Origin of the sequence: Kitasatospora sp. NPDC085464, assembly GCF_044541955.1 — a bacterium.
Lineage (GTDB): Bacteria > Actinomycetota > Actinomycetes > Streptomycetales > Streptomycetaceae > Kitasatospora.
Genome location: NZ_JBITTM010000004.1, coordinates 99,814 through 112,253 on the forward strand (window position 1 = coordinate 99,814; position 12,440 = coordinate 112,253).

The 12,440-nt window shown below is 73.2% G+C and carries 9 protein-coding genes; 4 read left to right on the plus strand and 5 right to left on the minus strand.

The features are described from left to right. Positions 1-462 precede the first annotated feature (462 nt). Entirely contained in the window at positions 463-2,913 is a 2,451-nt protein-coding gene (locus ACIGG8_RS04945; RefSeq protein WP_396545858.1) for an ATP-binding protein, read from the plus strand. 129 nt (positions 2,914-3,042) lie between these two features. On the opposite strand, the gene ACIGG8_RS04950 is transcribed toward ACIGG8_RS04945, so the two are convergent. Then, entirely contained in the window at positions 3,043-4,113 is a 1,071-nt protein-coding gene (locus ACIGG8_RS04950; protein ID WP_396545859.1) for a phosphatidylinositol-specific phospholipase C domain-containing protein, read from the minus strand. Between the two features lie 337 nt (positions 4,114-4,450). Between ACIGG8_RS04950 and ACIGG8_RS04955 the strand changes: the two genes are divergently transcribed. Next, on the plus strand, positions 4,451-5,095 hold the full coding sequence (locus ACIGG8_RS04955) for a dihydrofolate reductase family protein (protein ID WP_396545860.1): 645 nt from the start codon (positions 4,451-4,453) through the stop codon (positions 5,093-5,095). A gap of 70 nt (positions 5,096-5,165) precedes the next feature. On the opposite strand, the gene ACIGG8_RS04960 is transcribed toward ACIGG8_RS04955, so the two are convergent. Together ACIGG8_RS04960 and ACIGG8_RS04965 are read right to left on the minus strand one after the other, a co-directional pair. Then, on the minus strand, positions 5,166-6,044 hold the full coding sequence (locus tag ACIGG8_RS04960; protein WP_396545861.1) for a geranyl diphosphate 2-C-methyltransferase: 879 nt from the start codon (positions 6,042-6,044) through the stop codon (positions 5,166-5,168). A gap of 59 nt (positions 6,045-6,103) precedes the next feature. Further along, positions 6,104-7,522: a family 2 encapsulin nanocompartment cargo protein terpene cyclase gene (locus ACIGG8_RS04965; protein WP_396545862.1), complete on the minus strand. Its 1,419-nt coding sequence runs from the start codon at positions 7,520-7,522 to the stop codon at positions 6,104-6,106. A gap of 582 nt (positions 7,523-8,104) precedes the next feature. Here ACIGG8_RS04965 and ACIGG8_RS04970 point away from each other — a divergent pair. Then, on the plus strand, positions 8,105-9,433 hold the full coding sequence (locus ACIGG8_RS04970) for a radical SAM protein (RefSeq protein WP_396545863.1): 1,329 nt from the start codon (positions 8,105-8,107) through the stop codon (positions 9,431-9,433). Between the two features lie 62 nt (positions 9,434-9,495). Here the strand turns inward: ACIGG8_RS04970 and ACIGG8_RS04975 are convergent, their stop codons facing one another. Together ACIGG8_RS04975 and sph are read right to left on the minus strand one after the other, a co-directional pair. After that, entirely contained in the window at positions 9,496-10,314 is an 819-nt protein-coding gene (locus ACIGG8_RS04975) for a thioesterase family protein (protein WP_396545864.1), read from the minus strand. Between the two features lie 162 nt (positions 10,315-10,476). Then, a complete protein-coding gene (gene sph, locus ACIGG8_RS04980; RefSeq protein WP_396545865.1) occupies positions 10,477-11,454 on the minus strand; it encodes a sphingomyelin phosphodiesterase in 978 nt (325 codons plus the stop codon). Positions 11,455-11,733: 279 nt separating this feature from the next. Here sph and ACIGG8_RS04985 point away from each other — a divergent pair, with 279 nt between their 5' ends. Then, positions 11,734-12,429 carry a hypothetical protein gene (locus ACIGG8_RS04985; RefSeq protein ID WP_396545866.1) on the plus strand — a complete coding sequence of 232 codons (696 nt, stop codon included), beginning with the start codon at positions 11,734-11,736 and terminating at the stop codon, positions 12,427-12,429. Positions 12,430-12,440 lie beyond the last annotated feature (11 nt).

Sequence of the window (12,440 nt, forward strand, 5' to 3'; positions counted from 1 at the left end):
CGGTGGTGCCGCCCGTCGTCAGTCCCTGCCACCGGCCGCGGCCGTTGCGCCGTCGGGTGCCGGGAGGGACGTCGGTGCCGGTCTCCGCACGGGCCTCGGCGATGCCCGGGTCGTACCCCACGAGCCGGAAGAACCCCCGTTCCTGCCGGCTCTCGGAATCCGTCACCCCCCTCGAACCGGGGTACTCGCGACGGTTCCTGGAACCCGGGTGACGCCGCGGCCCGCTCCCTGGCGGATCCTGGTCACCGCTCGGCGCGCCGCGTCAGGAGACCGCCCTGCCGCCGGTCGCGAGCCGCTGCACGATCCGCATGGTGTCCCCCTCCTCGCCCCCGGCGCCGTGCCGGACACTTTTCGTCTGCAAAGAAGTCTGCGGATCGCGGCACGGGCACCACAATGTTCTCGGTCGAGTCCGGACGAACCCGGTTGCCCAGCGCGGGCGGCCGGTCTCACAGGGGGAATCGCATGACGGAAGTGCAGCCGCGTCGGCAGGCGGACGAACCGGCCGGGAGCGTGGCCGCCTACATACGTGAGCTGCGTGCGCTGAAGGTACGGGCGGGACAGCCGTCCCTGCAGGAACTGCAGCGGCGCAGCGGTGTCGCGCGCAGCACCCTGTCCGATGCGCTCAACCCGCGTCGGCGCGAACTGCCGCGGCTGGAGGTCTGCCTGGCCCTCGTCCGTGCCTGCGGCGCGGCCCCGGCGGAGCAGGCGCGGTGGCGGGAGCGGTGGCAGCAGATCGCCCGGGACCGTGACGAGTTGCGCTCGATGCCGGCGGCCGGGAGGCCCGACGCGGCGGCGCAGTACCGGTCGGTGCCGCAGTACCGGTCGGTGCCGCAGGACCGGTCGGCGATGCAGGACCGGTCGACGGCCCCGGGCCGGACCGTCCCCCAGGCCGAGGTGCCGCGTCAGCTGCCGGCGGCCGTCCGGCACTTCACCGGGCGGGCCCGCGAACTCAAGGAGCTGCACGCGCTGCTGGGCGATCGGGTGCCCGACTGCGGCGCGGTCGTGATCTCGGCGATCGCGGGCACCGCCGGGGTGGGCAAGACCTCCCTGGCCGTGCACTTCGCCCACCAGGTGGCCGACCACTTCCCGGACGGCCAGCTCTTCGCCGACCTGCGGGGTTTCGACCCCGTCGGCCCGTCGGTCGACGCAGCCGGTGTGGCGCGCGGCTTCCTGGCGGCGCTGGGCGTGCCCGCCACCCGGATCCCCGCCGACCCGGAGGGGCAACTCGCGCTGTACCGCAGCCGGTTGGCCGACACCCGGACCCTGGTCGTCCTCGACAACGCCCGGGGGGTGGAGCAGGTGCGACCGCTGCTGCCCGGATCGGCCGGCTGTCTGGTGCTGGTCACCAGCCGGAACCGGATGCCCGCCCTGGTCGCCCTCGACGGCGCGGTGCCGCTCGCCCTCGACGTGCTCTCCCGCGACGAGGCGCTCGAACTGCTGGCGCGGCGCCTGGGCGGCGAGACCGTGCTGGGCCGACCGGACGCGGCCGGGGAACTGGTCGAGCTGTGCGCCCGGCTGCCGCTGGCCCTGAACATCGCCGCCGCCCGCGCCGCCGAGCACCCGGGCACCCCGCTGGACGTGTGGACGGACGAACTGCGCGACACCCGCGCCCGGCTGGACGCGCTGTCCGTCGACGACGCCCACGCCGACGTCCGGGCGGTGTTCTCCTGGTCCTACCACGCCCTGGCCCCGCAGGCCGCCCGCCTGTTCCGCCTGCTCGGCCTGCACCCCGGCCCGCACATCAGCGCGGCCGCGGCCGCGAGCCTCGCGGGGCTGCCGCCGGCCGAGGCGCGTCGTCTCCTGGACGAACTCCACCGCGCCCATCTGATCACCACGCCGGACCGCGAGCGGTACAGCTTCCACGACCTGCTGCGCGCCTACGCCGCCGAACAGACGGTCCGCCACGACTCCCCGCGGGAGCGGGCCGACGCGACGCTGCGCATGGTCGACCACTACCTGCACACCGCCCACCTCGCCGGACTGCACGCGTACGCCGACGACGTCTCCTGGCCGCCGCTCGACCTCGCGGAACCGTCCGCCGGGGTGACGCCGGAGAGCCTCACCGACCGCCCGCACGCCCTGGACTGGTACCGGGAGGAGCAGCAGGTCCTGGAGGGCGTCGTCGTCTGCGCGCAGCGCGCGGGGCTGGACGGGCACACCTGGCAGCTCGCCGGGGCGCAGGTGTCCTACCTGCTCAAGTCGGGCCTGTGGCAGCAGTGGCAGCAGGTCAGCGAGACCGCCCTGGCCGCCGCCGAGCGCACCGGGGACCTCGCGCGCCGGGCGCACGCGCACCGCTGGCTCGGCCAGGTGCACCGCTCGCAGGGCCGCCAGCCCCGGGCGCACCGCGAACTGCGCCTGGCACTCGACCTGTTCGCCGAGCTCGGGGACCGCGCGCGGCAGGGCAAGACCCAGCTCGACCTCGCCATCACCCACGGCGAGGAGCACGCCTACGCCGAAGCGGTGGCCGAGTCCCGACGGGCGCTGCGGGTGTTCGAGTCGATCGACGACCTGCACGGGCAGGCCCTCGCGCTCAACAGCGTCGGCTGGTACCTGACGCTCCTCGGCAGTCCCCGGGAGGCCCTGCCCTCCTGTCGGCGCGCCCTGTACCTGGCCCGCGAGTGCGGCAGCCTCCCCGCCCAGTCCTCGATCCTGGACAGCATCGGCTACATCCACCACAGCGTCGGCGAGTACCCCGAGGCGCTGCCCGCGTACCAGGAGTCGCTGCGGCTGCGCCAGGTGATCGGCGACTACTTCCTCCAGGCCGAGATCCACACGCACATCGGCGACACCCACCTCGCGCTCGGCGACCGCGAGTCGGCCGTGCACTCCTGGAGGCAGAGCCTCGCCATCCTGGAGGACCTGCAGCACCGGGACGCCGACGCCGTCCGCGCGCGGCTGGACCGCCACGGCTGACACCCCCGCACGAGGGGCGGGCCCCGGCGCGGGGTGCGTCGCCGGGGCCCGGTCGGGGGGGGGTGGAGCTCAGGCCGGTGGAGGGTGGAGCGGAGCCGGGTGGGAGGGTGGTGGAGCGCGGGCCGGACGTCAGCCGCGCGGCAGCACCAGGGACTGCACCGCCGGCAGCTTGCGCCAGTCGCTCGACACGATGCTCGCGTGCGCCTTGGCCAGCTGCTCGGCGCGGGCCCGCGCCTGGTCGGCCGTCGGGTCGGTGCCGCTGATCTCCGGCGCGACCTTGTGGGCGTCGGTCATCACCAGCAGGTAGTGCGCGGTGTCGTACCACGCGGTGTCGATGCCGCCGGTGTACGTGGCGGCGTCGCCGTCGAAGACCACGAACCACGGCCGGATCGATGCGTCCGCACCGGTGTACCGGCTGCGCGGGTCGCCGCTCGCGGCGCCCAGCACGGACGGGAACAGCTGGGCCTGGCCGATCCGGCCGGCCGCCGCCAGGTCGCGCAGGTGCCGCCCGTACTCGACGTCGGTGTGCAGGGTGTCGAAGGGGTTGCCCAGTTCGACCGTGCCCGGGATCGCGTACAGCAGCACCTTCCCCGCCAGCTTCGAGCGGCTCGGCCAGTTGCCGGCCCGGACCGCCTCGTCGAGGCTCGCGTACGAGCCGCCGCCGGGCTTGGCCAGCAGGTCGGCGGGGCGCAGCACGGCGGAGCCGAGGTGCTGGGCGATCAGCGCGTCCAGCTGGTCGGGGCCCATCCCGAGGTTGGCGGAGAAGCCGGGCTTGAGCTCCAGCTTGACGACCAGCGGCCCGGCCGCCGGGTGCGCGGCGAGCCAGACCCGGACGTCGTCGAGGCAGTTCTCCAGGTTCTTGTTGGTGCCGCCGCCGTAGAGCTGGGCGGGGGTGGTCGCGGCGGTGCAGTTGTTGCTGTTGCCGAGCGGGTTGGAGTGGCTGACCTTCCACTCCTTGGTGATGATGTCCGGCCAGAGGTCCAGCTCGATCATCCCGGTGCCGGTGTCCAGGCCCTGGGCCAGGTACGGGAAGGCGGCCGGGTCGTAGGTGTTGTGCAGGCCGACGGTGGTGGCCGAGCCGAACGGCAGCTCGCCCGTCCCGCCCGGGGCGGCGCCCGCCGGTGCGGTGGTGATCAACGCGCCGGCGCCGGCGAGCAGGCCGGCCGCCAGGAATCCGGCCAGGGTGCGGCGTACGGTCATGGGAACCCCCCGAGGTTCGACGTGTCGGCCGCCTCCTCCGGGCAGCCTGACGGAGCATCCCCGATCAAGGCGTGCTCCGCGTGAAGAAGGCACGACAATAGCGTGACGAGTGCACTGACTCTCCCCCGGTCCCTTCCCCTTCGTCCACACCTCTCACGCGCGCCCGCCCGGTCCGTTCCGGCCTCCGTCCGGTCCGCGTCCCGTCCGCGCCCGGTCCCGTCGGGTCCGCCACGCCAGGGACGGTGACGGAGCCTCAGGAATCGGGGCCCGCGGGCTAGCGTGGCGCGAACGGGGTGCGGCCCGCCCGCACCGAGGCACCGAGCGGCGGAGGAAGCCGATGTCCCTGGTCCGGGTCCACAACTTCTCGATCTCCCTCGACGGCTACGGCACGGGCGAGGGCCAGACCCTCGACGAGCCGTTCGGCCACGCCGGCCACCGGCTGCACCAGTGGTTCTTCGACACCCGGACGTTCCGGCGGATGCATGGCAAGGAGGGCGGCGACACCGGCGTGGACGACGCGATGGCCCGCGCCTGGGCCGACGACATCGGCGCGGAGGTCATGGGCCGCAACAAGTTCGGGCCGCAGCGCGGCGCCTGGCAGGACGAGGAGTGGAAGGGCTGGTGGGGGCCCAACCCGCCGTTCCACACCCCGGTCTTCGTGCTCACCCACCACCCGCGTCCGACGCTGGAGATGGCGGGCGGGACGACCTTCCACTTCCTCGACGCGACGCCCGAGGAGGCGCTGCGACAGGCCCGCGAGGCGGCCGGCGGCAAGGACGTGCGGATCGGCGGCGGCCCCCGCACGGTCCGCGCCTTCCTGGAGGCCGATCTGATCGACCACCTGCACGTGGTCGTGGTGCCGATCGTCCTCGGCCGGGGCGAGTCGCTCTGGGCGGGGCTCGAAGGGCTGGAGGGGCGGTTCCGCACCGAGGCGGTGTCCAGCCCGAGCGGTGTCACCCACCTCACCTTCACCCGGCGGTAGCGGCCCGCACGCCCGACGGCGGCCTCCCCGCGGGTGCGGGGAGGCCGCCGTCGGGCGTTTCGGACCGGGGTCAGACCCGGTCGGCCGCGATCAGCACGTACTGGAACGAGCCGTCCTTGTAGGACTCGATGAACGCCTCCTCGATGCCGGTGACGAGCGAGGTGGTGTTCCGCAGCTCCCAGTACGGCAGGGTGTCCGGAGTCAGGTCGATGACGGCCTGCGGCACCAGGCGGTTGTCGGCCATCGCCCGCAGGTACTCGCGGCGGGAGTGGATGTTGCACTCGAAGTGGGCGTTGATCTGCGAGACCCACTTCGACGGCTGGCCGTACTTCGGGTTCCAGCAGCCGGTGATGGTCACGTACCGGCCGCCGACCGCGAGCACCCGGGAGTGCTCGGCGAACAGGTCGTGCAGGTCGACGTACATGCTGGACTCGTTGTTCCACGAGCCGGCGATGCTGCCGTTGGCGAGCGGCATGTCCAGCATGTTGGCGACCCGCGAGCGGACGAACCCGCCGATGCCGAGCTCGGCGGCGCGCTTGTTGCCGAAGTCCGCCTGCTGGGTGGAGAGGGTCAGGCCCTCGACCTTGCAGCCGAAGCGCTGGTGGGCCATCACCATCGAGCCGCCACGCCCGCAGCCGGCGTCCAGCAGGGTGGAGTCGGGCCGGATGTCGCCGAGGTGGTCGAGCAGCACGTCGGCCTGTGCGGACTCCAGCCGGTGCAGCTCGGCGATCACCTTCTTCTCGCGCTCGCTGTCGGCCGGGTCGCCGATCGCGCCGAGGTCGATCTCGCCGATGCCGTAGTGGTGGTGGTAGAGGCCGTCGACGTCGCCCAGGCGAAGGTTGACCGGGCGAGCCTCGTGGTCCCAGTAGCGTGCGATGTCGCCCTGGTACGGAGTTGCCGGGCCGGGGATGGCGTTGCCGGAAGTGGTGAGGTCGTCGGTCAGGGACATGGGTCAACTCCAAAGGTTCTTACGAAGGGTTACCGGGAACGGTGCCGCCACCGGGGCGGTCACCAGAAGTCGGGCAGGTTGTAGCGGTGGGTGTTGGTCCGGTGCCAGTAGTGGTTGCCGTCGAGCCACACGGCCACGCCGCGCAGGAAACGTACGAGGGTCGGCACCGGGCAGGCGACGGCCAGCGCGGCCGACTCGGCCTCGAAGGCGTGCATCAGCTCGTTGTGGACCCCGACGGCCTTCAGGTAGCCCTCCTTGCGCGAGACGCCCTCGCATTCGGAGATCACCACCGGCAGGTTCAGGTGCAGTCCGGGGCTGGACAGCTCCTTGGTGTACGAGTACAGGTCGTTGACGATCGTGGTGGCGTTGCCGGCCAGTGCGATCACCCGCTGCATCGCGGGCAGGGCGTGCAGCTCCGCGGGCAGCTCGTAGCCGCCGACGGTGTCGGTGATCGTCGGGCAGGGGCGGAAGTTGTTGAACTGGCGCATGGCCAGGTACTCCCAGACCTCCGGCACGTGGTCCGTCTCCGCCCACGCGGCCTCGGCCAGGTACCCCATGTGCAGCCGCGCCATGTCGTGCCGGAAGCGGTCCGCCTGGGAGGGCGTGGAGGCGCGGACGAAGTAGTCCATCGCGGAGCGGTACGAACGCCGGGGCGCGTCCTCGGAGAGCGAGGCCTCCCAGGCGGGGTGGTACTCCGGCGTGGTGTGCAGCGGGTCGAGGGCGGTGTGCGCGAGCAGCAGGCGGCTGCCCAGGCCGACCGGTGATCCGCCGAGGTCCTCGCAGTAGCAGTCGTCCACCGCGTTCTCGGCCACCATCAGGCGGGCCGCGAGCATCAGGTGGTCGATGCTGGGCGCGTCGGGGTGGCAGGCCACCATGTAGCGCCCGGTGGAGAAGCCGTCGAAGTCCTTCTCCCACTCCGGCGGGTAGAGCTCGATCTCGTCGATCGCCCAGGCCTTGATCTTCAGGCTGAGCGCCTCCACCCGTGCCGGGTCGGGCTCGGCGATGGGGTGGTGGTACAGACCGGGGATGGGGTCTCCGGTCCTGGGCTTGCCGCCGTCCGGCGCCGCGGCGGCCGGAGCCACCCCGAGCGCGGCCATGCCGAACGCAGCCGCACCGGGCAGGGCCGGGACGGACGGCGCGGGGAGGGACTGGGCCGGGACGGACGGCGCGGGAACGGAGGGCAGTTGGACATCGGGGACGACGGCCTCGGACACCGGGGCCTCCGCAGCCGAGACCTCGGGGGCCGGGACCTCGGGCACCGTGACCGTGGCCACCGGGGCCCCGGCCGTCGGAACCGCGATCGCCGGGGCTTCGACGGCCGGAGCCTCGGCCGCCGGAACCGCGACGGCCGGCGCCTCGACCGTCGGCGCCTCCGCGGCCGGGACCTCCGCCGCCGGGGCCTGCGGCCTCAACTGCAGCCCGGCGGTGCCCAGTCCGGTGGGTCCGCGCAGGATGCGCTCGATCGCCGGGGAGCTCATGAGCCCACCGCCGCAGCGGCGGCGGACCCTGGTGGTGAGTCCGTTCTGACACGCAGGGGCATGGAGCCTCCTCTGGAATGGGTCGCACGATATGACGGGTCGTCATCTCGCCCGCCGCGAAGAGAACTCCGGGCGACGGGCCCCGTCTCGCTCGGTTCCCAACCGTAGGCGCGAAGGCGCGTTCCGGAACGCAACGGACGATCTTCTACACCCGATAGGGTGAACGTTCGTGCTGACGGTGTTTGGGAACGCCCCTGTCATGCATCGGTCCGGCCCACGCCGGGGCGCCCCGGCGCCGAACCGGCCGACCCGACCCGCCCGCGTGCCGCGTCAACCCGGCGACCACCCCCGTGTCCCGCCGGGGCCGCGCCGCAGGCCGTACAGGGGCCCTATCCGGCGCAGGCCGTTCGACGGCGAATGACCGGCGGCCCCGGCGCTCCCCGGCGCCGGGCACCTCCCCCTCGTTCCCCACCGCGGACCGGGCGGCCCTCCCCCGCGCGGCCGGACAGGACCGGGCGCATAAGGGGGACGAGAATGGGCACGGCGCCGTGGACGATCGGGGCCAGGAAGGAAGAGCAGCGCATGGAGAGCCAGGCCCGCAGCCGCACCGCACTCGTCGAGGCGCTCATGGAGCGCTATCCCGACGTGCCCCGGGAGGCGGTGATCAAGGAGGACCTGCTGCGCGGCGGAATGGCCTTCGACGAGTCCGCGCTCAGCGGCAACGCGGAGGCCGACGGGGGCGGCGAGGTCAAGCCGAAGTCGTACTTCATCTTCTCCTTCGACCACCGCACCCTGCCCGAGCTGGGCGCCGCCGCGCTCAACCGGCCGCCGGAGGAGGTCGTGCTGACCGGCGGGCCCTACGGGCTGCGCCGCACGGTGGTGTCGGTGCGGGTCAACCCGGACTCGCCGTACCGCGTCGGCGCCGGGGAGGACGGCACCCTCGGCCTCTACCTGGACGGCGCGCGGATCGCCGACGTCGGCCTGCCGCCGATGCCGGACTACTACCGGCACACGCTCGCCAACGGGAAGTCGGTGATGGAGGTCGCCCCGACCATCCAGTGGGGGTACCTGATCTACCTCACGGTGTTCCGGGTCTGCCAGTACTTCGGCGCCAAGGAGGAGTGCCAGTACTGCGACATCAACCACAACTGGCGCCAGCACAAGGCCGCCGGCCGCCCGTACACCGGCGTCAAGCCGGTCGAGGAGGTCCTGGAGGCGCTGGAGATCATCGACCGCCACGACACCGCGCGCGCCTCCCGGGCGTACACCCTCACCGGCGGGGCGATCACCTCGCAGGTCGGCGGCCGGGACGAGGCCGACTTCTACGGGCAGTACGCCAAGGCCATCGAGGAGCGCTTCCCCGGTCGCTGGATCGGCAAGGTGGTGGCGCAGGCGCTGCCGCGCGAGGACGTGCAGCGCTTCCACGACTACGGCGTGCGGATCTACCACCCCAACTTCGAGGTGTGGGACAAGCGGCTCTTCGAGCTCTACTGCCCGGGCAAGGAGCGCTACGTCGGCCGCGACGAGTGGCACCGCCGGATCCTCGACTCCACCGAGGTGTTCGGCCCGCAGAACGTGATCCCCAACTTCGTCGCGGGCGTGGAGATGGCCGAGCCCTTCGGCTTCACCACCGTGGACGACGCGATCGCCTCCACCGAGGAGGGCCTGCGCTACTTCATGTCCCACGGCGTGGTCCCGCGCTTCACCACCTGGTGCCCCGAGCCCACCACCCCGCTCGGCAAGGCCAACCCGCAGGGCGCGCCCCTGGAGTACCACATCCGCCTGCTGCAGACCTACCGCGCGACCCTGGAGGAGTTCGGCCTCTCCTCGCCGCCCGGCTACGGTCCGGCCGGCCCGGGCAACGCGGTCTTCTCGGTCAGCTCCTTCATGGACTCGCTGCCCGCCTCCTGAGCCCGTACCCGCGCTGCTCCCCGACGGCGCCGCCACCGCGACCGGTGGCGGCGCCGCGTCCGTCAACTGCCCTGCTGCAGACGGACGGTGAGGATCTGCTCGGCGCGGCCGACCGGCCCCTGCCGGTCGTGCAGGACGGTGCTGGTGACTCCGTGGCCGGTCGGGCCGAAGCTGACGGCGGTGTCCAGACCGGTCCAGGGGCCCTCGGGGCGGCGGTGGAGGTGGATCGTCAGGTCGGTGTTGGGGAACATCCAGGCGGTGGGGTCCTGGCGCGCCGCGATGCCGTTGGCGGTGTCCACCAGGGCGATGAACGAGGCGTACGGGCTGCTCGGCTCACCGGCGACCAGCTCGACCGGGGTGGAGATCCAGGCGGCGGCGCGGCCCGGGGCCGACTCCCGCCGGCGGACGTCGATCGACTCGATGTAGCCGCCGCCCCACAGTCCGCCCATCGCCCACGGCTCGAACTCCTCGGGCCCGGGCAGCGGCCGGTCGTGCGTCCCGGCGACGGCCGCGGTGTCGAGTTCGGCGAGGAACCACGCGCGGGCCCGGACCACGGCGCGCTCCCCGGCCACCACGGTGGCCTCGACCAGCTCGATGGTGCGCCCGGGCCGGACGGTCTCCACCGTGACCTCGATCTCGTCGAGGGGGATCAGGCCGAGTATGTCGAAGCTGATCCGGGCCAGCGCCAGGGCGCCGCCAGGGCGGTCGGTCCGCGCCCGGTCGGTGCGGTGGCGGTCGATCGCGTGGACGACCAGGCCGCCGAGCGGGCTGAAGTGCTGCTCGTCGGGGTGCCAGGCACCCTGGGCGTGGGCGGTGGGCTTGTAGCGGTTCTCGCCGGTGCGCTGGAAGTAGCTGTCGGGCGCGGCGGTGGGGGTGGTCACGTGCGCTTCTCCTGGGGCTGATCGCTGGGCGCCGGGCGGGCGCCGCCGGGGTACGACGGCGCCTGACCTCGGCGTTCAGGATCGTAGGGGGCCGAACCGCAGGTGGGGCGAGTCGGTGACGCATCCCACACCCGGCGCCCGGCCCCCGGGCCCCGCGCGGTGTCAGTGCGCGGCGAGCGGGTAGTGGTCGGAGAGATCGGTGTAGGTGTAGCTCTTGCCCCAACTGCTCCACGTCCAGGGCGCGCTGTGCACCCGGAGGACCTGGTTGGTGTACTGCTGCGGCCGGGCGTGGTCGGCGCGGTAGAGGACGTAGTCGAGGTCCTCCTTGGGGTCGCCCGGGTAGCGGTAGGCGGCGACGGAGTTGTCGGCGGTGTCGAAGGAGTACGGCCAGCCGGTGCGGGCGGAGGCCGGGGCGAGGTTGCCGTTGTCCAGCAGCGCCTGGTACTCGGAGCCGTGCGAGTCGATGTTGAGGTCGCCCGCGAGGACGATCGGCTCGGCGGCCGGGATCCGCTTGGCGTCCAGGAAGGCGCGCATCGCGCCGAGCTGCCTGGCCCGGATGTCCGCCGCCTGACCGCTGGAGCAGCCCGAGTCGGTGGACTGCAGGTGGGTGCCGACCACGTGGGTACGGCGGCCGTCGACGTCCAGGACGGCGTAGACGAAGCCCTTGTTGGAGAACCAGTCCGAGCCGCAGGCGTCCTTGTAGACGTACTGCTCCTTGTGCAGGATCGGCCACTTGCTGAGCAGGGTGACCCCGCCGTCCTCGGGCGTGGTGGAGCTGTAGCTGCCGGAGGTGGCGTCCCAGCCGCCGGTGGAGCGGCCGACCACGGGCGTGTGGTACGGGTAGGCGGCCGAGGCCTTGGCGGTCAGCGCGTCGGAGGACGCATTGTCGAAGGCCTCCTCCAGCACGACCACGTCGTGGCCCTGGAAGAAGTCCGCCGAGGCGATCGCCTGCGCCCGGTACTGCTGGCCCCAGTTGGGGTAGAGCGACGTGCTCATCAGGAACACGTTGTAGGTCAGCACGTCGAGCGGGGGCGCGGTCAGCGGCGCGCTCTCGGCCGAGGCGGGGGCGGCGCCGAGCGTGGCGATCACGGTGGCGGCGGCACCGGCGGCGAGGGCACGGCGGACGGACGACAGCGGCATCTGGGCTCCGTGGGGCGTGTCGTGGACCCGTCGGGTCGCGGGATGTTGTGCATCCAACTTGTTGAGCGGCACGGGCGGCAAGACTTCGGACGAGCTTGGGGGAACTCGTCGGTAACTTCCGCGCGACCGCCTGCCGGTGGCCGAGGCCCCGGAGATCCGGCCCCGCCCTTCCGGACCTCCGGAGCTGCGGTCACACTGTCGCAGGCACGCACACCACGCACGACGCACCACGCATCAGGCACCAGGCACCAGGACCAGGCACTACCGGACGGGGGCTCCATGGCGGGGAAGAAGAAGCAGAAGAGACCGCGCGCCGACGGGGTGGTCCCGCCCCCGAAGCGGGTCCGCAGGCTCCCGGCGCCGCAGTTGTCACCACGGGCCGTCCGCCGGACGGCGTGGCTGGTCGGGGTGCTCACCCCGGTGCTGATGGTCGGTCTGCTGGCGATCGCCACCGACCCGGACTACCAGGTGCCCTGCGCGATCGCGGCGTTCCTGGTGCTCGCGGCGGGCATCACCGGCCTGGGGTTCGTCCGGCCCAGCAACTGGGTGATCTGGCCGGCCGTCCTGGCGGGCGTGCTGCTGATGATGCTTCCGACGGCGAGCCTCCGCGCCCAGATCCTGTCCCACCGCGGGGTGGAGACCGAGGTGGTGGTCACCGGCGCCCACAGTTCGAAGGACCGCAGCGGGAGGGTCAGCTGGACCTGCGACATCCGCCGGGCCGACGGGCAGCCGCTGCCGCACGGCCAGGTCGGCGGCTTCGGCTGCTCGGGCCGGTCAGACGTCGGCAGCACCATGAACGTGCTGGTCGACCCGGAGGGTTGGGCCCCGCCGGCCCCGCTGGACGACGACCTCTCCATCCTCGGCGGCGGCGTCTACGTCACCGCCGTGCTCGCCGTCCTGTGGGGCCTGCTCACCCTGGCCGCGGCCCGCCGCACCCTCCGGGAGCCGGCCGCGGCCCGGCGGGGCCGCAGGTAGGGGCGCCAGCA